We start from the raw sequence: 20,933 nt of genomic DNA, 5'->3' as shown, positions 1-20,933 counted from the left end.
CCTCCTGTCCCCGGTCAGCCCTGGCGCCGGGATTCCTTGCGCAGTTGGGAAACCCTGATCCAGCCGATGACGGTGCCCAGCAGCAGCAGGGCGGTGACCGCGACCAGCAGACCGCCTGCTACCCCGGCCGGGGCCACTGCTGCGGCGAGGAGCAGCAACAGGCAGAGCGCGTGGGAGCCCATGGCCACGCTCAGCATCCCGTCGGACCGCACGGCGACCAGCAGCACCTTGAACCCACTGGGGCGCTTGCGCAGCTGGTAGGCCCACGCCGCCAATGTCAGCAAGACCGACACTGGCGCCACGATGTGCGCCAGGCTGCCCGTCGACGGGGTGTTCGACAGGACGGTGAACCGGCCGAGCACGAGGAACGACAGCCACAGCACGATGTGCGCGATCCGGAAAGCATTCCAGGCCGCGGCCAGCAGGTTGTGCCGGGCGACCAAGTCCGTCGGGTCGGCCCGGACCGCCGCCGCGAAGCCCGCCGCAGCGCTGGCCGACCGGCCCTTGGCGATGTCGATGCGAGCGAGTTCGCTGGCCACCGCGCTGTCGGCCGGGTTGAGCGCGGCAGCCTGTCCGAGGACGGCCGTGGCCTCGTCGTAGCGGCGGAGTTCGATCAGGGTGCTGCCGAGCACCCGGTGGGCCACCGGGTCGTGGGGCGCGAGGGCCACGGCGCGGCGGGCCAGGTGCTCGGTCCGGGGCGTGGCGCGGTGACCCTGCAGGTCGAGGGCCGCGGCGATCCGGTATGGCTCGGAATGGTCCGGAGCCAACCTGATCGCGGTGTCGATCGCTTCGGCCGACGCCCCGACCTCCCGCCGCCGTCCGTGAACCACAGCCAGCAGGAGGTGGGCAGCCGGCTGTTCGGGGGCCAGGCTGGTCAGCCGGGCTGCGCAGTAGAGGGCCGGACCGAGTTCGTCGAGTTCGTAGTGGCACCAACCGGCCAGCCGGAGCGCCGTCAGGTCGTTGGGGTAGGACGCCAGGTGGGGGGCGAGCAGCGCGAGCGCCTGACCGGGTCTTCCCGAATCCTTGAGCAGGGCGGCGCGTTCGATCACCGCGGCCTGTTCCGACATGAGAACCAGCGTGCCACGGCCCGTCGCGTTTGATGCGGCCGCATCCCGGGCAACTCGCGTGCAGGACAGGGCGACCGGCGGTGACCGGTCGCGGGAGAGGTGGCGATGACGTGGCAGCACGGGCGAAGAAGGCCGATCCGGGTCCGAGCATCAAGACTGTTCCCAGCATCAAGGACAGGGAGCTCTACGAGACGCTCCGCGAGGAGGGCAACTCCAAGGAGAAGTCCGCGCGCATCGCCAATGCGGCGGCCGCCACCTCCCGGCACGAGGTGGGGCACCGGGGCGGGACCTCACCGTCCTACGAGGAGTGGACGGTCGAGAGGCTCCGCCACCGGGCGGCCGAGATCGGCATCCCCGGCCGGTCCGGCATGAAGAAGGCCGACCTGATCGAGGCGCTGCGCACGCACTGAATTCGTGGCGCGGTAGGTTTCTGGCCATGGCCCGCGCCGCAGTTCCCGCCGTCGAGCTCGAGGTTGCCGGTCGCACGGTGCGGATCAGCAGCCCGACGAAGGTCTACTTCGCCGAGCGCGGCCTCACGAAACTCGATGTGGTGCAGTACTTCCTGTCCGTCGGGGACGGCATCATGCGGGCGCTCCGTGACCGGCCCACCACGCTGGAACGGTGGCCCGGTGGCTTTTTCGATGGTGCCAAGCTGTCCACCCGCGCCGACAACCGCGGCGATGCGTTCTATTCCAAGCGGGTACCCCAGGGCGCGCCGGACTACGTCGAGTCGGTGTCGATCACCTTTCCCAGCGGGCGTCCGGCCGACGAGGTGTGCCCGACGGAACTGGCTGTGGTGGCCTGGGCAGCGAACCTGGGCACGTTGCGTTTCCACCCCTGGCCGGTGACCTCAGCGGACGTCGACCATCCTGATCAGCTCCGGATCGACCTCGACCCCCAGCCCGGCACCGACTTCTCCGACGCCGCGGCGGTCGCGCCGCGGTTGCGAGAGGTGTTGCAGGAGTTGGGCATGGACGGCCATCCGAAGACCTCCGGCGGCCGCGGCCTGCACGTCTACGTGCCGATCGAGCCGACTGCGACGTTCATCGAGGCGAGGCGGGCGGTCATCGCGCTGGGCCGGGAGCTGGAACGCCGGATGCCGGATGCGGTCACCACGAGTTGGTGGAAGGAGGAGCGCGGCGAGCGCATCTTCGTCGACTTCAACCAGATGGCCCGGGATCGGACGATGGCCAGCGCCTACTCCGTCCGGCCGAACGCCAGGGCCACCGTGTCCGCGCCGCTCACCTGGGACGAGGTGCCAGAGGTCGGTCCCGAGGACTTCGACGTCCTGTCCATGCCGGCCCGGTTCGCAGACGTCGGCGACCTGCATGCCGGGCTCGATGCCAAGCAGTACGACATCGCGCCCCTGCTGGAGATGTCGGAGCGGGACGAGCGGGACCACGGTCTGGGCGACATGCCCTATCCCCCTGAGTATCCCAAGATGCCGGGCGAGCCCAAGCGCGTACAACCCAGCCGCGACACCGATCGGCCCCAGACCGCCGACTGAAGGTGGCGGCAGTGATCACGAGGCGTCGGCGACGATCCGGCGGAGCCACCCGGCGATGCTCAGCGTCACCAGGCCGAGTGACAGGGTCGTGATCGTTCGACCTGCTGCTCGACCAATCAATGGCGCGGCTTCAGTAATTCTGGCTCGGTCGCACGGAGATGGCGTAGTCGACGGTGTCGCTTCCGAACTGTGAGAAGGACAGGTTGTAGCTCGCGCCATGGTGGTTCTCTCGGTGCTGGTAGCCGACCTTCGCTGCCGCGAACTGGCCCTGGATCCAGCTTGCGGTGTCGGTTCCGGCCCCGGAGATCGGCAGGGACGCGCAGAAGGCGAGAATCGGATTACCGGACACGGTGAGCGGCGCAGTGGGAGAAGTGCTGGCGCTGCAGGAGACCGAGGTCACGGCGTCGTCGCTCAGCTGGGAGTTGACGATGATCGAACCCCTGCTCCCGGCGCCGTTCGGGAGCTGGATCGTGAAATAGGCCGAACGCCGACCTGAGGACACGGTCGGGTCTAGTTTCGCACCTGGCGAAAGGGTGAGTACAAAGGCTTCGACCGTCGAGCCCTTCAGTCCGGGAATGGTGTTGGAATAACTGCTCGAGGGACTGACCTGCCGGCCCGTCGCGGTGAGCGAATACGCACACGTCAAGGCGACCAGGATCAGGATCCAGCTGTCCCAGTGCAGTGGCCGGCGACTCGACGACGACCGGACGACTCGTCCCGCCATCACGATTCCTCTCCCAGGATCTTCTCGTTGATCGAGCCGACCTCGTCGACCCCGCGGAGCCGGGCCCGGATCTCGTCGACGGCGTCGGACAGCCGCGCCGAGACGTCGGCCCGGACCGAATCCCCGGCGATCACGTGCTCGGCGGCGTCACGTGCCTTGGCCAGATCAGATCGGTGCAGCTGCCGGAGCTGATCCTGCTCGATCGGCTCCCAGGCGGTCTGGAGGTTGGAAGCCGCGGTGCTCAGGTCACGGACGATGGCGCCCTGCCGCTTCTCAAGTTCCCGGGTGTGGTCCTGCAGTTCCTGCCAATCCGAATCCGTCGCCAGGTCGATGTCCGACCCTTCCAAGGACTGTCGCAGTGCGGTTGTCGCCGTGGCGGCGGCGTCGGCCGAACGATCCACGGTCGCGAGATCGTCGAGGGAGGCGTAGATCGCCTTCCGGGCCGTGGCGATCTGGGTCGGATCGAGCAGCCCCGTCAGCGGACCCCGCAACAGGTCGAGGGCGACGAGCACACGGTTTGCCGCGATGTCGGAGTGACTCCGCAGTCCGTCGAGTTCATCGGGTGCTCGGTGGACGGCCCGCGGAGCAGGCGCGCCGCCCCGAGCGGCGTAACGCGCCCGCGTCACTGCGAACCAGACGATGCCGACGACTGCGATGGCCAGGGCACAGAAGCCGACGATCCGGAAGAACGGGTGGGTGTTCGACGTGCCGATCAGCGAGACGGACGACACGCTGATCCACAGCAGCAGAACCATCCGGCCGATTCCCAACGGCGGCTCGGTACCCCGGTCGACCGCTCGCATGTACCGATCCCCCTCGTTCGTTCCCGACGTCCATTGTCGCGGGCGACGCCTGCCGACCCGGATCCGCCCGGACAGCTCTGATGCACGCCACCCGCGTGCGGTTCCCCGCGTCGATCGAGCGGAGACCAAAAAACCCGCTGGTGTCCGATTTACCGTTGTTGTGCTCCCCGCAACTCGGGAGTTCACGCGGTAGCTCGAGCTTGATGCTGCAGATCAGGAGGCAGAGCCGAGGCCCGGCACGATGTCGTCGAGAGCGAAGGTGAGGGGCTGCTCGAGCTGTTCGTAGGTGCACGATCCCGGGGTGCGATCGGTGCGCCAGCGATTGAACTGCGCCATGTGGCGGAACCGCTCGCCCTCCATGTGCTCGTAGCGGACCTCGACGACGAGCTCGGGTCGCAGCGGGGTGAACGAGAGATCCTTGCCGGCGTTCCAGCGCGAGCCCTCGCCCTTTCGCGGAGTTCGTTCGCCGGCCTCGTGGGCGGCCCAGTTCCACGGATGATCCTCGAAATCGGTGACCAGCGGCTGCAACTCGAGGAACAACTCCTTGCGCCGTGCCATCGGGAAAGCGCCGATCACCCCGACGGAGACCAGCGTGCCGGCAAAGTTGTGCAGGCCGAGCATGAGCGAGCCGATGGCGTCCGGCCCGCTCTTGTGCACCCGGTATCCGGCCACCACGCAGTCAGCGGTGCGCGTGTGCTTGATCTTGAACATCACGCGCTTGTCCGGTTGGTAGGTGACCTCGAGCGGTTTGGCCACGACGCCGTCGAGGCCCGCACCCTCGAACTCGACGAACCACCGCTCCGCGAGCTCGCGGTCGGTCGTCGCCGGGGTCAGGTGGATCGGCGGGGCGACCCCGGCCAGTGCCGCTTCGAGCGCGGCCCGGCGCTCGGCGAACGGCCGTCCGGTGTAGTCCTCGTCACCGAGGGCGAGCAGGTCGAAGGCGATGAACGAGGCGGGAGTCTTCTGGCTGAGCATCGTGACGCGCGAAACCGCGGGGTGAATGCGCTGCTGCAGAGCATCGAAGTCCAGGCCGGCGTCGGTGGCGATGACGATCTCCCCGTCGACGACGCAGCGGTCGGGCAGCTCGGCCTTCACGGCCGCCACCAGTTCGGGGAAGTACCGCGTCAACGGCTTCTCGTTACGGCTGCCGAACTCCACGTCGTCGCCGTCCCGGAAGATGATCGACCGGAAGCCGTCCCATTTCGGCTCGTAGGAGGCCCCAGGGGGGATGGTCGGCACCGACTTGGCCAGCATCGGCGAAACCGGCGGCATCACGGGGAGCTTCATCGATGCAGTCTTTCACCGGCGGGATAACTCTGCACTTGCGTCTCCGAAGGCCGGTGACCTGGCGACCTGGTGAGAACCGAACGTAGAATCACCGTGTGCAGACAGACCTGGAAGTGGCGCGGGCGCTCGGAAGGTATCGGGCGTCCTGGTTCACCATTCTTCCCGTCATGATGCTGGGCCTGACCTGGGTGTACCTGCACATCGACCGCATGGTCGAGGTCTTCGAGTGGGCTGACGTCGCGCTGCTGGCGTTCTGGTTCCTGATTCTCGCACTCGTCCTGGTCATCCCCACGACGATCGTCAGCACCGCCGGGATCAGGCTCGTGTGGCGCAGGCGGTTCATCCCGTGGACCGACATCGACCGTGTGTACCAGGCCGGCCCGGGAGACCCCAACGTGCTGGTCGGCATCCGCGGTGGGAAACCACTGAGCATCCCGGGGGTCAAGCACGACAAGCTGCCGGGCATCATCATCCTGGCCGGTCGGACTTCGAAGTCGCGGAAGCCCGGCCACCCGATGGACTTACTTCCGCTGCCCGACGTCCGCCGCCTCATCAGCGGCGCCTGACACAGGCCGCCACCGGGCTTCGGGTCGAACCTGCAGACGCCTGTTCGCGCCGGGCGTCAGCCCACCGGATGCAGGGCCAGGTGGTCGCGGAAGTACTCGATGGTTCTATCCAGGCCTTCGGCCAGTTCGATCTTCGGCGCCCATCCCAGCACGTCACGGGCCTGGTCGATGGTGGGCTGACGCTGGGTCGGATCGTCGGACGGCAGCGGGTGGTACTCGACCCCACCCCCACCGCCCGGAACATCGGTGCCGACCATCGCGATGACCTGCTCGGCCAGCTGCGACATGGTGAACTCGTGCGGGTTGCCGAGGTTGATGGGTCCGGTGACCTCGTGGGGCGTCGCCATCAGGCGGATCAGGCCATCCACCAGATCGTCGACGTAGCAGAACGAACGGGTCTGGGTACCGTCCCCGTAGATGGTCAATGGCTTGCCGGCGAGGGCGGAGACGATGAAGTTGGAGACGACCCGACCGTCGTCGGGCCGCATCCGCGGGCCGTAGGTATTGAAGATCCGCGCGACCTTGATCGGCATGTCGTGCTGACGGCGGTAGTCGAAGAACAGCGTCTCCGCGCAACGCTTGCCCTCGTCGTAGCAGGATCGGATCCCGATGGGATTGACGTGGCCCCAATAGCTTTCGTCCTGCGGATGTACCTCGGGATCCCCGTAGACCTCGGAGGTGGAGGCCAGCAGGATCTTTGCCTTGGTGCGTTTGGCCAGCCCCAGCATGTTGATGGAACCGACCACCGACGTCTTCGTCGTCTGTACCGGGTCGCGCTGGTAGAACACCGGCGAGGCCGGGCAGGCCAGGTGGTAGATCTCGTCGATCTCGACGTAGAGCGGGAACGTCACGTCGTGGCGGACGATCTCCAGGCGTGGATTGTTCAGCACGTCCGAGAGGTTGCCCCGGGTGCCCGAGTAGAAGTTGTCGACGACCAGGACCTCGTCGCCCTCGTCGAGCAGTCGGCGCACCAGGTGGGAACCGATGAACCCGGATCCCCCGGTGACCAGGATCCTGCGATCTGCCATGGATGCGTCCTTGCCTGTCAGCTGCGCCGGCGCGGACCGGATCTCATCAGTGACCGTAGCGCGGCCCGGCGTGACCACGCTGATCTGGGTCGATGTCTGGCTATGATTCCCCGGTGAAGCTCTCGATCCTGATGCCCGTGTACAACGAGTCCGCGACGCTTCAGTCGGCCGTCAAGCGGGTGCTGGACGTCAAGTTCCCGGTGGAGATCGAGTTGGTGATCGTCGACGACGGCAGCACCGACGGCACCCGTGAGCTGTACCCGCAGTGGGCGGACGAGCCCAGAGTGCTGGTCCACGAGAAGGCCACCAATGGCGGGAAAGGCTCGGCCATCCGCAAGGGCGCGGAACTGGCTACCGGCGACTACGTCATCATGTGCGACGCCGACCTGGAGTACGCGCCGGAGGAGATCCCGTCCCTGCTGGCGCCGATTCTCGACGGACAGGCAACGGTCGTCTACGGGACGCGGACGTTCGGAAGCCACAACGCCTATTCCTACCTGTACGTGCTCGGCAACCGCGGAGTCACCACCGTCGCGAACATCCTCTTCAATTGCTACATCAGCGATCTCGAGACCTGTTTCAAGCTGATGCCACTCGCGCTCTACCGGAAGCTGGACGTGAAGTCGGCCGGTTTCGGGATGGAAGCCGAGGTCACCGGCAAGATGCTTCGCGCCGGCGTCCGGCCCTACGAGGTCCCGATCAGCTACAAGGCCCGCAGTCGCGAGGACGGCAAGAAGCTGACCTGGAAAGACGGTGTCGAAGCGATCTGGATCCTGACGAGGGAACGGTTCCGCAAGCGGGTCAGCTGACGTGGCGCAGGACACCCGCACTGCTGGATTCCGTCGGTGGAGGGCCAGCCACCTGGCGGGTCGGCGCGCTTGGCCGGACGTGGTGCTGGCCGGAATCCTCGCCCTGGCCACATTTGTCGTCCACGACGTCGGCTACATGCTGTCGTTCCCGTTCTGGACCGACGAGGCCTGGGTTGCGATCTCCACCCGTCTACCCCTGAGTCAGATCACCACCGTCACGGCCAGCACGCCGACGGGTTGGACGTTCCTGCTGCGGTTGGTGGTCGTCGGTGGCGACGAACGCCTGCGGATCGTCCCGCTGCTGTTCGCTGCTTTGACGGTGATTGCGGCCTACGCCTATGTCCGGACCCTGCCCTGGCCCGGCCTGTTGCTCGGGCGGTTGGCCGCGGCGCTGGCCGGCGTTGCGGCGCTCCTGACCCCCTCGGCGCTGGTTCGCGACGATCTCAAGCAGTACACCGCCGACGCCTTCCTGACGCTGCTGATCCTCTGGTGCGCAGCGCGTCTCGAATCGGATTGGACAAGACGGCGGCTGACCCGGCTGGCCGTCGTGGTGGTGGTCGGGTTCCTGTTCAGCGCGGTCGGCGTGTTCGTCGGAGCGGCCACCTTTGCCGGTCTGGTGCTGGTCGCGCTGGTGGGGCGGCACTGGACAAGGGCGCGCGAGGCCGCGATCGCCGGTGGGGCGGCAGGCGTGCTGCTGATCGTGATCTTCCTGGTGCTCTACCGCCCGGGCATCGTTCCCGGCCTCAACGACTACTGGGCCTCCTACTACCTGCCGATCTCACAGGGCTGGGGTCCGAGCTGGCGGTTCCTGCAGGCCGGCGGCCAGAGCATGGCCGGCTATCTCGGGACCGGGTCCGTCCTGCTCGCGCTGCTGCTGATCGTTGCGGGGGTGATCACGCTGGTCCGGCTGCGGCGGGTCACGCTCGCCGTGATCGTGCCCGCGCTCCTGGTGGAGATGATCGGGCTCAGCGCCGCCCGCCAGTACCCGCTCTTCGACCTCCGCACGTCCCACTTCCTGACGACGGCCCTCGCCGTGACCGCGGCCATCGGGGTGGCCGGGCTCTGCACGCTGCTGGCCAGGGTGCACGTCGGGGTGGCCGCGGCGGCTGCGGCGATCGTGGTGCTGCTGTTCGTCCAGCAGGTCAACGGCGGCATCCGGGCGCAGAACATCAACACCCCGGCGGTGTCGAAGGAGGACCTCCGCACCCCGGCTCTCTACCTGGCCCAGCACCTCGGCGCGCGTGACATCGTGGTGGTGAACATGTTGAGCAGCTGGGGTTTTGCCTACTACTGGCCCAGGGGAACGCCGGCCATCGAGCCCGTGACATCCAACCTCCAACGATTCGTGACGGTCTTCCCGGACCAGCCGAACATCCTGGTGGCCAAGGATCGGACCCCCGGTGCAGTCGTCGAAGTGATGGCAGAGGCGGAGGCCGCAGCGGCGAAAGTCGGTCCAGGGGCGCGTATCTGGTTCCTCCACCAGCACACGATCGAGTCCGAGCTGTCGGCCTACCGGTCGGTGATCACTTCGCAGGGTCTGACGACGCAGAACGTCATCCCCGACGCTCTGGACCTGCTGACCCGGTCCGGCTGACGCGGATGAGACCGGGCCGTACTTCGGCGAGGGCTACTGCGCCGCGAATGTTGTCGATTTCGACGGCACTCGACTCGAGTTCGTGCACAAGAGGTGAAATCCGAAGGTCCCCGCTGAGGTCACGGTGACCTGCCGTGCTGGCTGGTGGTTGGAGATGGGTTCAGCCATCACACTGACAGCTGGTCACGCCGTCGGCACACCCGATCGCCGAGGCACGTCAGAACGGTGGTTCGTGCCACGGCACAGTCGATGTGGAACCGACATCTTGCCGATTGGCACCAGTCGGCGAATCGTGAGCGAGTCCACCGGGGAGTCATGCACGCCTCCGGCAGCCATTCGATCTGCGGCGGCCAGCATCTGAAGGCTCCCGTTGTTCTGGCCGTGAGGTTTTGTACCTGGTTTCGGGCGTCACGCCCCACTCAGCACCAATGAGTCCCGGACAGGCTCGAGCGGCAGGGTTCAGAACGGTGGTTCGTCGGGGTCGGGGTATTGGCGGGCTTTGTCGGCTGCCAGTTGTAGGCCGTAGGCGATGGGGTCGAAGCGTCTGAGGGTGTTGTTGTCCTGGGTGCGGAACCGTTCGTAGGAGCCGGCGGCGGCGATGTCTTCTTCGATGCGGGCGTTGAACTCTTCCTGCGTCTCCTGGTCGTCTTCGTCGTCTTCGTCGGCGGGCCGAGGGTCTGTGTCCGTGCCGAGGCGGTAGATGAAGGTGGTGCGGTGGTCGAGTTTGATCCGTTGCGCCTTCAGCAGGCGGGTGTTCTCGGTTTCGGCGGCGTCGCGGCGTGCGATGAGGATTTTGGTTTGTTCGGCGTGACTCTGTGCGGTGCTGCCGCCGTCGAGGATGACCGGGGACGGGCGCGCGCAGGGGCAGCACTCATGGTCGTCGAGATCCGTTCCGGCGTCGGCGCAGCGGGCGGTCCGGAAGGTGCGGCAGCACTGTCGGGGTCGACCGGTACCGTCGCCATCACAACCCCCTACCAGCCTCACGAATCCGGCCGAGTGCTGGACTCACGTTCGATTATACGGGTTTTGAACGGCCGTGGATAGTAGTTCTGCTCTCAGCGGACCGCGCTGTGAGTTCGTACGAACATCGTCTTTTGGATGGATGAACATTCGAAGAAGCACCGGCCGGGCGTCATGCACCGGCCGGGCGTCATGCACCTGCAGGGCGTCATGCATCTGCAGGGCGTCATGCATCTGCAGGGCGTCATGCATCTGCACGGCGCCCACCATGTGAAGAGCGTCGCCATCTGAAAGGGGTCTCCCTGTGGGGCCGTCATTGACGGCAGGCCTCGGGCTTGGAGTCATCCGATTCAGCCGGGTCCCCATGCGCCGGTCACGTTGCCCATTTCATCAGCGGCCAGGTACACCCGGTCGGGACGACGGGTGGCACTGACGGACGGGCCACGGCCCCCGGGTGCCACGGCCCGAGCGCGAACAACTACTCCTCCGGCCGCCACCACAAGGCTCGATGCCCTGGCCACAGGGAGGCCGACCAGTGCGTCCACGTCCAGGGCGGCGAGGGCGGCGGGCGTCCGGTTGGCCATGCCCGCAACTATGCCCACCACGCGGCGCCCGGCGCGTTACCAGCGTTTGGTCTTCTTCAGGAAGGCCTTGAGCTCGCTGTGCGTACCGTCGTCCTCTCCGTACTGCACAACGGTTCTCGCGGTGTCCAGCCAGGCCGCGGTCGAGGGCCGGACCTGCCCGAGGGCGTGCCGGAGGTCACCCATGCCGATCATCCGGACGTTGCCGGTCCGCACCCCCTCCATCATCGCCCGCTCGGTGGCGAGCTCGCAGACATAGGTGATGTCGGCGCCGGAGAGGCCGTCGGAATGTGTTGCGAGAGCACGGAGATCGACTCCCTCGACTGGACGGTGGGCCAGGTTGAGCCGGAAGATCGCCTCCCGTGCGGGCGCATCGGGGGGCAGTACCAGCACGGTCCGGTCGAGCCGGCCGGGCCGGCGCAACGCCGGGTCGATGTCCCAGGGCTGATTGGTCGCCGCCAGGATGTAGACACCCTCGTTGTCCGAGGCGATGCCGTCGAGTTCGGTGAGCAGCTGGTTGACGACGCTGCGCATCGAGGAATTCCGGGTCTGGGTGCGCTTCTGGCCGAGAGCGTCGATCTCGTCGAGGAAGAGCACGCAGGGCGCGGCGCGCCGGGCCTGCACGAAGAGATCGTGGACATTCCGCTCGCTGGAGCCGATCCACATGTCCAGGATCTCGGACAGGCCGGCGGAGATGAACGCGGCACCGAGCTCACCGGCCAAAGCCTTGGCCAGGAAGGTCTTTCCGCATCCGGGCGGTCCGTAGAGCAGCAGCCCGCCCCGCAGGTTCTTGCCATACAGACGCCGCAGTTCGGGATTGCGCATCGGGGCGAGGAAGGCGCCGTCGAGCCGCTCCTTCACCTGCTCCATGCCGCCGACGTCGGCCAGCGTGACGGTCGGCCGCTGGGTCTCGAACGCCTCCACCGGCTCGCCGTCGTCGGGGTCGCCTTCCTCGGAGTTGCTGACGAACATCGGTGCGGCGATGTCGTCGAGCTGGGATTCCGCTGCGCGCCAGTCGAAACCGGCCGCGGGTGACGCCGGGACGCCGGCCGGCGTGGGGTCCTGGTCGGGGGAGATCGGCACCATCGGCGGCAGCGACACCGGCGGACCGGGCGACACCGGCGGATCGGGCACAGCCGAAGTTGCAGGAGGTGACCCGGGGGACAGGGCGGCGAACATCAGCTCGCGGGCGCCGGGGTGATCGGGTTCGGTGGCCAACAGCGCGCCCAGCTCGACGACGGCCTCGGACGGGCGTCCGGCATCGATCAGCAGCCGGGCGAGATGCAATCGGAGCGCCCCGTCGCCAGGTACCGCAGTGAGTGCGCGCCGGATCGCCTCGATCGCCGGATCGTCCGCCACGAAAGCCTCCCGAACATCGTCGGCCGCTGGATCTCAGGCCCGACCAATTGATCGTACAAACCGTCCGCCGGTGAGTTGGCGGGTACCGGAACACGGCCAGCGGATACTCCACATCATGAAGCCCGTCCAGCGACCTGGCGAGCCGCGTTCGCTTCGGATCGGGGCGTCCGCCGCCGCACGCGAACATGCCCGGGAGTCGGCGAGGGCCCACCTGCGCGCCGTGGCTCGTCGTCATATCGCCGAGCGTGGTCTTGCGGACCTGTCGCTCCGGGCGGTGGCGCGCGAGCTGAACATGACGTCGTCGGCGATCTACCGCTACTACGCGAGTCGCGAGGAGTTGATCGGCTCGCTGATCGCCGAGTCGTACGAGGATCTGGCGCTGATCGCCGAGACCACAGATCGGCAGCAGGCCGGGCAGGGGGTGGATGCCGCCGGACGGTGGCTGGCTATCTGCCGAGAACTGCGGAACTGGGCGGGCCTGCATCCGCACGACTACTCACTGATCCATTCATCCCCGGTCATCGACCAGGCATCGCCGCTGCCGATCCGGGAGGCGACCGTGCGCATCTGGCGCGTGATCGCTGGCATCGTCGACACCGCGGTGACCACCGGCGCTCTGCATCCGCCGGCCCGTCCGTTCGAGGTCGGCGGGCTGATCGCTGATCACGTCCTGGCCTCGGTCAGTCGCCAGGCGCCGCCGTTCACCGATTACATCATCCGGGCGATGGCGCTGTTCTCGTCGTTGCTCGGCGCGATTGCGGCCGAGATGTTCGGCCTGTTCGACGGTCTCGCCCACGATGCGGACCGGGTCTTCGACCTGGTCGTGGCGACCGGAGCCGCCGGGGTCGGCCTCGAACTACCCGTGCACGCCGATCCCCGGCGCGAGTGAGGGGAGAAGCGACGTCAGCTGGAGTAGAAGTCGAAGCACTGGGTGGCGCCGAAGACGACGCCGACGTAGAGGGCCTGGACCTGGTCGATCACCGCGCTGGAGGCCGACCCGGCAGCGTCCGAGGCGGGCAGTGGAGAGTTGACGACCTCGTACACCGCCTTGTTGAGGTCGTTCGGGGACAGTCTCAACTTGTCTGGACCTTGAGTCTTGCGCATCCACGAGGCCCAGCTGCCGGCGTAGCAGAGACCACGCAGCCCGGCCTGGGTGCCCAGTGGCGTCCCGCCGGTGGTGGCCTGCGCGGCGAGTCCGTACCGGCTGACGAGCAGGAGCACGGCGGAGAAGTCACCGTTGATCGACTTGAAACCGGCGGTGGGCGTACCGATCCGCTGGAGTTCCTTGAGGTTGTAGGTGATGGTGTTCGTGGCCTGGCAGTACCCGACCGGGTACAGCGTGGGAGCGCCGTTGCACGCCGGGCCGGAGGTGCCCTCGAACGGGGTGAGGGTGGGTGGCTTGTACCCCTTGACCGTCTGGCCGAAGTAGCTGTTGGCGACGGTGGCGATCTGTCCCAGGAACTTGTCGGAGATGTCGATGTTGCCGAAGTTCTTGGGCAGCACGGTGAATCCCGTTTCGGTGATGCGGGCCTGCACTTCGGCGGTGGTGATCTTGCTGCAGCGGACGGCGCCGTTGCTGAATCCGAGGGTGAAGGCGTAGGACCGGTCGAAACCGCTGCCGTGGGCGCCTTCGGTGGAGGTGGTGGTGCCGACCGGATCGCCGGTTGACATCATCGCGGACAGCACCTGTCGCACCCCTGCGGTCTTGTTGAGGTCGTAGTACTTGGAGTTGCCGTCGGCCACCCAGCGCCAGTAGCCGCCGGCGTAGCAGTCGGCCTGCTGCTCGAGCAGCAGCACGTCGTTGGTCTCGACGCCCAGGCGCGCCTGCACCAGGTGACCCATCTCGTGCGAGAGCACGGTCGGTGCGGCGAGGATGCCGACCTCCTTCGTCAGGTCGGGTAGCAGGACGCCGCGGTCCCAGACGATGGTGTCCGCACAAGGGTTGTAGGAGGCGTTCACCTCTTGGTATAGCGACCGGTTGCAGACCTTCGGGCTGTTCTTGACCTTGGAGTCGTAGGAGATCAGCTGCTTCGCCGGAGTGAACGCCTTGCTGAAATCCTTCTCGAAGATCTGCCCGTAGTAGGTGTACAGATCCTCGATGGTGTTCTTGGCCAGGGTGTCCGACTGGGTGTTCCCATCGTTGACGACCTTGACATCGGCCGGCGCCACGCCCGCCTTTGGGCCGGTCGGGCCGGGCGTCTCCGTCGGCGGCGCTGTCGTCGTCCCCTGCGCTGCGCCGACCTTCACCGCTTGGCCGCCGATCGTGCTGGCACAACCGGCGAGCAGTACCGCGGCAGTGGCGAGTCCGAGCAGTCGCCGGAATCGGGGGGAGGGGGACATGTAGACCCGGGCTCTCTCTTCGTCGCCGGGTTCCCCGGCTACCTGACCGGGGGACAACCCGGTCGGCCGGATTTCGCCGGCCGCACGGGTGTGACGGTACCGGCAGCCGTCAGGACCCGTCCCCGGAATGGGTTTCTCCAGGGGGTGTCGGGGCGAGCGCAGTGTCCGGGGAGTATCCGGGCGAGCCCAGCGACGGGGGAGAGTCGAAGAGAGCCCCGGCCATTCGAGGGTAGGCCGGGGCTCTTCCGAGCGGCGCCGGATCCGGCGGGGAGCGCAACGTTGCACCCAGCCCGCGGATGCCAGGGTGACTACCTGGACCCATCCCCGACACGGGAGGTCGCCGATCGGGATTGCTCCCGCCGTCGAGGCCTCACGTCGTAGGACAGCCGCTCACCGCCCCGAAGGCTGATGCAGGACCTCATCCGGTGTCACTGATCCGGGGGTTGCGGTAGAAACGATGCGTCGTCGCACCGGTATCGACCGTTCGTCCTGCTACTGCCTTCGGTTCACTCGGGGTCCGGTCCTGCAAGGTCAGCGGCGCTGCCGGCGATGAGAGGTGGTGGACCCGTCGTGCCGTCATTCCTACTCGTGGCAACACGGCCGTAACAAGGGGTTCCGGGTACGGAATCGATACACCTCCGAAGATCGGAACCTGATCGTGACCTGGGGGCGGGGTTGAAGCTCGAATGTGGCTTCGGGCAACTTTCGACCGTATCGGCCCCGACGTGAACCGGGTCGGAGATCAGTGGTGCAGGCCGGTCAGTCCGCGCGTGCCGTGCCAGTTGGCACGCATCGCATGTGCGGCAGCCGACACCTGGTGGGCGACGCGCCGTCCGGAGTCGCCGAGCCACCAGCGCATCCCGAAGAAGCGGCCGGCGCCGACCACGGTGTTGACCACGAGGATCGCGATCAGTCCGGAGATGCCGTCGGCGTCGGGCAGCTGGGCCAGCACGACGGACGTGACGAGCAGGCCGACCAGGCAGGTCATCAGGGCTGCGATCTGGTCGGACCGGTTGCTGGCCGTGCCACGGACGTTGAAGGTGAGCGCGCGGTGGGTGGCGTTGGTGACCAGGGTGGAGATCAGCCAGGAAGCGATGGAGGCGATCTGGGCGCCGACCACTCCGGCGGCCACCGCGTAGAGCCCGAGCTGAAGTCCGGTGCCGCCGCTGCCGATGACGAAGAAGCGGACGCCCTGGCCGCGGATGGTTCCGGTGGCGGCCACCGGAATCGTGGTCGTCGGCTCAATGGTGAGCTGCCTGGTCGGCATCGGCTCGAGCACCTGTGTCATGTCGGTTACTTTGCCTTGCTCAATAGTGGCGAAGCTGTCGCTCTGCTGTGTCGTTGCTGTGACCGTGACGGCGATGCTCGGGCTGTGCGGGTTGCTGGTGAGGAGAGTCGCGGCGGCGGTTCCGGCAGTCGAGGAGCCGGCCGAATCCGTGCCGGTGGAAACCTGGTGGTCCGGAAGGGTGCGGCGCGACCGGCAGCCGATCCTGCGCAAAGATGGGCAGGTGCTTCCGCTCATCGATACCCGCGTCAGTTTTCCGTTCGGCGGCTTGACGGCCGATTCCGAGGTACTGACGGTCATCGAGATGCCGACCACCGACTCGACGGTGATGAATTCTTCGCTCACCGGTTTTGTCACCGCCGCCTCGCCGTTCCATCCCGTCGACGACGGCTGGCCGGACCAGGGTCCGGACAGGGGAACGGTGACGATCGCTGGGGTCGTCGTCGACGTCGTCGACGTTGTGCTGGGAGCCACGTCCGGAAACAACTTGCTGACCTCACCTAATATTCCGGTCCGCCGGGGTGAGCCGGGCTGGGCGTTCGTCGTGGTGCACGTGGTGGCGCCCGGCTCGCCGGTTCCGGCGGTGGGGCAGACGGTCCGGCTCGAGGTGGACCCGGTCCACCGGGACGAGTTGAACCACGGGCATACGGCCTGCCACCTCGCCGCGCTCGCCCTGAATGCGGCGCTCGCGGACCGTTGGCGCAAGCCCGTTGCGGTCGATGGACTGGGTCACCCGAACTTCGACCAGCTCGCGTTGGCCAATTCACGCATCCATCCGAACGCGGCGACGGACACCTACCGGATCGGGAAGTCGTTGCGCAAGAAGGGGTTTGACATGGTGGACTGGGATGTCCAGGACGCCGTACAGCGGGCCGACGAGGTGCTGGCAGGCTGGGTTGCAGCGGGGGTCGTCATCCGGATCGAAGCGGAGGGTCCGGGCCTGACGGACCGTCGGTCCTGGGTGTGCGAGCTACCGGAGGGAGAAGAACGCATCGCCTGCGGTGGCACGCACCCGACGTCGCTGGACGGGGTCGCGGCCATCCGGATCGGCCTCACCCTGACCGATGCCGAACTGGTGATGGAGACGAAGGTCACTCGGCGCTGAGGTACCTCGGAGCCCCGTTCCCGGGACCAGTCGTCGCCGGATCTAGCCGTTCGCGACCTCTTCGGCCGCCAGCATGACGCGCAGGATGTTGCCGCTCGTCAGGCCACCGAGTTCGCGGTCGTTCCACCCGCGGTCGGCCAGTTCGGCCAACAGGGCCGGGTAGGTCGACACGTCCTCCAGGCCGGCCGGGAGCGACTCGACGCCGTCGTAGTCGCCGCCGAGACCCACGTGGTCGGCGCCGGCCACCTCACGGGCGTGGTCCACGTGATCGGCCACCTGAGCCAGGGTGGCCGTCGGTGCCGGATGCTCGTCCTCCCACTTCTCGAGCTCCGCGGCCGCGGCCGGGTCCGGGACCTCGGGCGCGTCCTGGGCGTAGACGCTGTTCTCCGGCAGGCCCAGCTCCGCCCGCCGCCGGTCGTGGGCCGCGAAATGGTCGGCGCACTCCTGCGAGACGAAGCCGGGCACGAACGTCACCATCAGCACACCGCCGTTGGCGGCCAGTCGCGTCAGGACGTCGTCCGGGGCGTCGCGCACGTGATCGGTGACCGCCCGACAGGACGAGTGGGAGAAGATGACGGGTGCCGTCGAGGTGTCGAGCGCGTCCCGCATGGTCGACGGCGCGACGTGCGAGAGGTCGACGAGCATGCCGATGCGGTTCATCTCGCGGACGACGTCGCGGCCGAAGTCGGTCAGCCCGCCGGCCGACGGCACGTCGGTGGCGGCATCGGCCCAGGCGCCGCCGTCCTTGAGCGGGTTCTGGTTGTGGGTCAACGTCATGTAACCGACCCCGAGCCTGCGCAGCGTCCGCAGCAGGGCGAGTGAGCCCTCGATGCTGTGACCGCCCTCGGCGCCCATCAGAGCGGCGATCCGGCCGGATGCCATCACCTCCCGGACGTCGGCAGCCGTCACGGCGGCCCCGAAGGTCTCCGGGTAACGCGCGACAATGGCTGCCACGCAGTCGATCTGCTCGAGCACCGCGACGATCGACTGGCCCGGCGGCAGTGTTCCCGGGACGTAGACCGAGAAGAACTGGGCACCGACGCCGCCCTTGCGGAGCCGGGGGATGTCGGTGTGCAGCAACGGCTGCGAGGTGGCGAGGTCGCGTTGGTCCAGGTCGTACCCGACCTGTCGGCGCAGGGCCCACGCGACGTCGTTGTGCCCGTCCAGCACCGGGTGGGCGGCGAGCAGGGCGGCGATGCGGTCGGTGGTCGCTGGGGAGGTCATGCGTTCATTCTCGCAAGGTTAGCCGCTCATCCCCGCCAGACGGGCAGCGGCCTCGTCGATGATCTCGTCGCGTTTGCAGTAGGCGAAACGGACGAAGGGCTTCCCATCGGCCGGGTCGTCGTGGAAGACCTCCTGCGGCACGGCTACCACGCCGGCCAACCGCGGGAGGTCGAGGCAGAAAGCCATGCCGTCGGGCTCGCGGCCCAGAGTCGCCGTCACACTGCGGATGTCGGCGACGACGAAGTAGCCGCCCTGCGGACGGACGATCTGGAACCCGGCGGCCACCAGGCCGGCGCTGAGCCGGTCTCGCTTGTCGGCCAGGCTGGACCGGAGCTGCTCCACCCAGGCCATCTCGTAGGTCAGTGCATAGGCGATGGCCGGCTGGAACGGGGCGCCGCCGACGTAGGTGAGGAACTGCTTGGCCGCCCGGACAGCGGCGATCAGCGGCGCCGGCCCGCAGGCCCAGCCGATCTTCCACCCCGTCGCAGCGAAGGTCTTCCCGCTGCTGGACACCGTCACCGTCCGCTGCGCCATCCCGGGCAGGGTCCCGATCGGGATGTGCTCCGTCTGATCGAACGTCAGGTACTCGTACACCTCGTCGGTGACGACCAGAAGGTCGTGCTCGACAGCGATCTCGGCGATGCCGAGCATCTCCGGCATGGTCAGCACGGTCCCGGTCGGGTTGTGCGGGCTGTTCAGGATGATCATCTTCGTGCGCGGCGTGACGGCCTTGCGGAGATCCTCGACGTCCATGGCGAATCGGCCGTCCTCGACGCGAAGTGGCACCGAGACGTGCCTGGCCCCGGACATCGCCACGACCGCCGGATACGAGTCGTAGTGCGGCTCGAGCATGATCACCTCGTCGCCGGTCTGGACCAGCGCGATCACCGCCGCGGCGATGGCCTCGGTGGCGCCGACGGTGACCAGCACCTCGGTCTCCGGGTCGAACTCCTGGCCGCGGTCGGCCAGCCGGCGTGCGGCGATGGCCTGACGCAGTTCGAGGATTCCCGGGCCCGGTGGGTACTGGTTGTGGCCGTCCCGGATCGCCTGCTGGGCCGCCTCGAGCATGCCGACGGGTCCGTCGGTGTCCGGGAATCCCTGACCGAGGTTGATGGCGCCGGTGGAGACGGCGAGCGCCGACATCTGCGCGAAGATCGTTGTGCGGAACGGCTGGAGCGCCGGGACCAGAGGCATGCCGACAATTCTGCTCTACGGCGGGGCGTGCGCTTGCGGCTTTGCTCGGACAGCGTCCGCGCGGGGCTTGCGGAGTTGCGGGGACCAGAAAGCCGCAGAATGTCCGTTTCGCCGGAATTCAGCTCCCCGCTCGACCCGCATCTGCGCATTCCAACTGATCCTCAGGACGATGACCGCGCCATTGTCGGCGCCGTCGGTCCACTGGCGGACCTCACCTCACACGCACAATGGGCGCATGACGACGTTGCAACTGCTCAATCCGGCCGACGAGGAGAGGCGACGCAGGCTGGTCCAGATGAAGGTCATCGCGACCTCGATGCTGGCTCTGATGGCGATCATCTTCGTCGTCGCGTTCTCGCTGCAGGACCGTCATCCGTGGCTGGGCTACGTGCGCGCCGCCGCCGAAGCAGGCATGGTCGGGGCCATCGCCGACTGGTTCGCCGTCACCGCGCTGTTCCGCCGCCCGCTCGGGCTCCCGATCCCCCACACGGCGATCATCCCGAACCGGAAGGACGCCATCGGGTCGTCGCTCTCGGAGTTCGTCGCCACCAACTTCCTGTCCGAGGAGGTGATCCGCGAGAAGCTGGCCCGGTTCTCCATTGCCTCCAAGCTCGGCGGATTCCTGGCCTCGCCGCAGGGTGCCGGGCGGATCACCGCCGAGTTGGGCACCGCGGTGAAAGGGATCTCCAATGTGCTCAAGGACGACGAGGTCGCCGGCCTGCTGGAAACCCTGGCTCGCCGGAAGATCGCCGCGACGCAGGTCGGGCCACCGCTGGGGCGGATCGCCGGCGACGTGTTCGAGCGTGGCGAGCACCATCCCCTGGTCGACTACATCATCGATCGCGTCCATGCCTGGATCGGCGACAACTACGCGCTGGTGTCCCGGGTCGTCTCGCAGCGGGCTCCGTCCTGGTCGCCGAAGTTCATCGACGGTTATCTGGCCGACAAGGTCTACCGCGAGGTCGAGGCGTTCACCGCGGCTGTCAAGACCGATCCGAACCACCAGCTCCGGGTGGCCTTGGACAAGTTCCTGGCCGACTTCGCGCTGGATCTCCAGAACGATCCGGTGACGATCGCGAAGGCCGAGGCGATCAAGGACCGGATCATGGACAACGACCAGGTCAGGGTGCTCGCCGCTGGCGCCTGGCGGTCGATCAAGGAGACCCTGCTGAGTGCTGCTGACGATCCCGATTCGCCGCTGCGCAAGTCCATCAACGATGGACTGATGTCGTTCGGCCACCGGCTCCAGGAGGACGGGCCCACCGCAGCAAAGGTCGACAACTGGGTGGCCGATGCGGCCGGATACCTCGCCCGCAACCACGCCCGGAGCGTTACCGGCATCATCGACGAGACCATCGCCCGCTGGGACGGCGAGGCCACCAGCCGGAAGATCGAGCTCCAGGTCGGCCGCGATCTGCAGTTCATCCGCATCAACGGGACCGTCGTCGGGGCGCTGGCCGGGCTCGTCATCTACACCGTCGCCACGGCCCTGCTCTGAGT

The 20,933-nt window shown here is 67.6% G+C and carries 21 protein-coding genes; 9 read left to right on the top strand and 12 right to left on the bottom strand.

Annotation, left to right across the window (positions count from 1 at the left end; all coding sequences use genetic code 11):
- Nucleotides 1–14: 14 nt before the first annotated feature.
- Nucleotides 15–1,067: a tetratricopeptide repeat protein gene (locus ABIB25_RS15935; protein WP_354529453.1), complete on the bottom strand. Its 1,053-nt coding sequence runs from the start codon at nucleotides 1,065–1,067 to the stop codon at nucleotides 15–17.
- Nucleotides 1,068–1,177: 110 nt separating this feature from the next.
- Here ABIB25_RS15935 and ABIB25_RS15930 point away from each other — a divergent pair, with 110 nt between their 5' ends.
- Together ABIB25_RS15930 and ABIB25_RS15925 are read left to right on the top strand one after the other, a co-directional pair.
- Nucleotides 1,178–1,477 (top strand): DUF7218 family protein, encoded by a 300-nt coding sequence (locus tag ABIB25_RS15930; RefSeq protein WP_354529452.1) that lies wholly within the window; start codon nucleotides 1,178–1,180, stop codon nucleotides 1,475–1,477.
- 26 nt (nucleotides 1,478–1,503) lie between these two features.
- Nucleotides 1,504–2,574 (top strand): DNA polymerase domain-containing protein, encoded by a 1,071-nt coding sequence (locus ABIB25_RS15925; protein ID WP_354529451.1) that lies wholly within the window; start codon nucleotides 1,504–1,506, stop codon nucleotides 2,572–2,574.
- Nucleotides 2,575–2,704: 130 nt separating this feature from the next.
- Here the strand turns inward: ABIB25_RS15925 and ABIB25_RS15920 are convergent, their stop codons facing one another.
- The 3 genes from ABIB25_RS15920 to ABIB25_RS15910 all read right to left on the bottom strand — a co-directional run bounded on the left by ABIB25_RS15920 (nucleotide 2,705) and on the right by ABIB25_RS15910 (nucleotide 5,388).
- Nucleotides 2,705–3,298 (bottom strand): hypothetical protein, encoded by a 594-nt coding sequence (locus ABIB25_RS15920; RefSeq protein ID WP_354529450.1) that lies wholly within the window; start codon nucleotides 3,296–3,298, stop codon nucleotides 2,705–2,707.
- Nucleotides 3,298–4,101, bottom strand: coding sequence for a hypothetical protein (locus ABIB25_RS15915; protein WP_354529449.1), 804 nt, complete (start codon nucleotides 4,099–4,101; stop codon nucleotides 3,298–3,300). The genes ABIB25_RS15920 and ABIB25_RS15915 overlap by 1 nt, the downstream gene beginning before the upstream one ends.
- A gap of 213 nt (nucleotides 4,102–4,314) precedes the next feature.
- Nucleotides 4,315–5,388: an ATP-dependent DNA ligase gene (locus ABIB25_RS15910; RefSeq protein WP_354529448.1), complete on the bottom strand. Its 1,074-nt coding sequence runs from the start codon at nucleotides 5,386–5,388 to the stop codon at nucleotides 4,315–4,317.
- A 95-nt stretch (nucleotides 5,389–5,483) separates the two neighbouring features.
- On the opposite strand from ABIB25_RS15910, the gene ABIB25_RS15905 reads away from it, so the two are divergent.
- Nucleotides 5,484–5,954 (top strand): hypothetical protein, encoded by a 471-nt coding sequence (locus tag ABIB25_RS15905; RefSeq protein ID WP_354529447.1) that lies wholly within the window; start codon nucleotides 5,484–5,486, stop codon nucleotides 5,952–5,954.
- A 56-nt stretch (nucleotides 5,955–6,010) separates the two neighbouring features.
- On the opposite strand, the gene ABIB25_RS15900 is transcribed toward ABIB25_RS15905, so the two are convergent.
- Complete coding sequence (locus tag ABIB25_RS15900) at nucleotides 6,011–6,982, bottom strand: UDP-glucuronic acid decarboxylase family protein (protein WP_354529446.1); 972 nt, start codon at nucleotides 6,980–6,982, stop codon at nucleotides 6,011–6,013.
- A 113-nt stretch (nucleotides 6,983–7,095) separates the two neighbouring features.
- On the opposite strand from ABIB25_RS15900, the gene ABIB25_RS15895 reads away from it, so the two are divergent.
- Complete coding sequence (locus ABIB25_RS15895) at nucleotides 7,096–7,791, top strand: glycosyltransferase family 2 protein (RefSeq protein ID WP_354529445.1); 696 nt, start codon at nucleotides 7,096–7,098, stop codon at nucleotides 7,789–7,791.
- Between the two features lies 1 nt (nucleotide 7,792).
- Nucleotides 7,793–9,385, top strand: a complete 1,593-nt coding sequence (locus ABIB25_RS15890) for a hypothetical protein (RefSeq protein ID WP_354529444.1) — start codon at nucleotides 7,793–7,795, stop codon at nucleotides 9,383–9,385.
- Between the two features lie 459 nt (nucleotides 9,386–9,844).
- Here ABIB25_RS15890 and ABIB25_RS15885 read toward each other — a convergent pair whose 3' ends face one another.
- Nucleotides 9,845–10,369 (bottom strand): hypothetical protein, encoded by a 525-nt coding sequence (locus ABIB25_RS15885; RefSeq protein WP_354529443.1) that lies wholly within the window; start codon nucleotides 10,367–10,369, stop codon nucleotides 9,845–9,847.
- A 114-nt stretch (nucleotides 10,370–10,483) separates the two neighbouring features.
- Here ABIB25_RS15885 and ABIB25_RS15880 point away from each other — a divergent pair, with 114 nt between their 5' ends.
- A complete protein-coding gene (locus ABIB25_RS15880) occupies nucleotides 10,484–10,636 on the top strand; it encodes a hypothetical protein (protein ID WP_354529442.1) in 153 nt (50 codons plus the stop codon).
- Nucleotides 10,637–10,695: 59 nt separating this feature from the next.
- Here ABIB25_RS15880 and ABIB25_RS15875 read toward each other — a convergent pair whose 3' ends face one another.
- Both ABIB25_RS15875 and ABIB25_RS15870 read right to left on the bottom strand, forming a co-directional pair.
- Nucleotides 10,696–10,929 carry a hypothetical protein gene (locus ABIB25_RS15875; RefSeq protein ID WP_354529441.1) on the bottom strand — a complete coding sequence of 78 codons (234 nt, stop codon included), beginning with the start codon at nucleotides 10,927–10,929 and terminating at the stop codon, nucleotides 10,696–10,698.
- 36 nt (nucleotides 10,930–10,965) lie between these two features.
- The gene (locus tag ABIB25_RS15870; RefSeq protein WP_354529440.1) at nucleotides 10,966–12,285 is read right to left on the bottom strand and encodes an ATP-binding protein; all 1,320 of its coding nucleotides are present in this window, start codon (nucleotides 12,283–12,285) and stop codon (nucleotides 10,966–10,968) included.
- A 115-nt stretch (nucleotides 12,286–12,400) separates the two neighbouring features.
- Between ABIB25_RS15870 and ABIB25_RS15865 the strand changes: the two genes are divergently transcribed.
- Nucleotides 12,401–13,174 carry a TetR/AcrR family transcriptional regulator gene (locus ABIB25_RS15865; RefSeq protein ID WP_354529439.1) on the top strand — a complete coding sequence of 258 codons (774 nt, stop codon included), beginning with the start codon at nucleotides 12,401–12,403 and terminating at the stop codon, nucleotides 13,172–13,174.
- Nucleotides 13,175–13,188: 14 nt separating this feature from the next.
- On the opposite strand, the gene ABIB25_RS15860 is transcribed toward ABIB25_RS15865, so the two are convergent.
- Together ABIB25_RS15860 and ABIB25_RS15855 are read right to left on the bottom strand one after the other, a co-directional pair.
- Entirely contained in the window at nucleotides 13,189–14,625 is a 1,437-nt protein-coding gene (locus tag ABIB25_RS15860; protein ID WP_354529438.1) for a neutral zinc metallopeptidase, read from the bottom strand.
- 742 nt (nucleotides 14,626–15,367) lie between these two features.
- Entirely contained in the window at nucleotides 15,368–15,913 is a 546-nt protein-coding gene (locus ABIB25_RS15855; protein WP_354529437.1) for a GtrA family protein, read from the bottom strand.
- Between the two features lie 73 nt (nucleotides 15,914–15,986).
- On the opposite strand from ABIB25_RS15855, the gene ABIB25_RS15850 reads away from it, so the two are divergent.
- Nucleotides 15,987–17,015 carry an alanyl-tRNA editing protein gene (locus tag ABIB25_RS15850; RefSeq protein WP_354529562.1) on the top strand — a complete coding sequence of 343 codons (1,029 nt, stop codon included), beginning with the start codon at nucleotides 15,987–15,989 and terminating at the stop codon, nucleotides 17,013–17,015.
- A gap of 42 nt (nucleotides 17,016–17,057) precedes the next feature.
- Here the strand turns inward: ABIB25_RS15850 and ABIB25_RS15845 are convergent, their stop codons facing one another.
- Both ABIB25_RS15845 and ABIB25_RS15840 read right to left on the bottom strand, forming a co-directional pair.
- Nucleotides 17,058–18,239, bottom strand: coding sequence for a dipeptidase (locus tag ABIB25_RS15845; protein WP_354529436.1), 1,182 nt, complete (start codon nucleotides 18,237–18,239; stop codon nucleotides 17,058–17,060).
- An 18-nt stretch (nucleotides 18,240–18,257) separates the two neighbouring features.
- The gene (locus ABIB25_RS15840; RefSeq protein WP_354529435.1) at nucleotides 18,258–19,433 is read right to left on the bottom strand and encodes a pyridoxal phosphate-dependent aminotransferase; all 1,176 of its coding nucleotides are present in this window, start codon (nucleotides 19,431–19,433) and stop codon (nucleotides 18,258–18,260) included.
- Between the two features lie 235 nt (nucleotides 19,434–19,668).
- Between ABIB25_RS15840 and ABIB25_RS15835 the strand changes: the two genes are divergently transcribed.
- Nucleotides 19,669–20,931: a DUF445 domain-containing protein gene (locus ABIB25_RS15835; protein WP_354529434.1), complete on the top strand. Its 1,263-nt coding sequence runs from the start codon at nucleotides 19,669–19,671 to the stop codon at nucleotides 20,929–20,931.
- Nucleotides 20,932–20,933 lie beyond the last annotated feature (2 nt).

This window comes from Nakamurella sp. UYEF19, assembly GCF_040546275.1.
Taxonomy (GTDB): Bacteria; Actinomycetota; Actinomycetes; order Mycobacteriales; family Nakamurellaceae; genus Nakamurella.
This window is presented reverse-complemented; position numbering and strand designations above follow the sequence as displayed.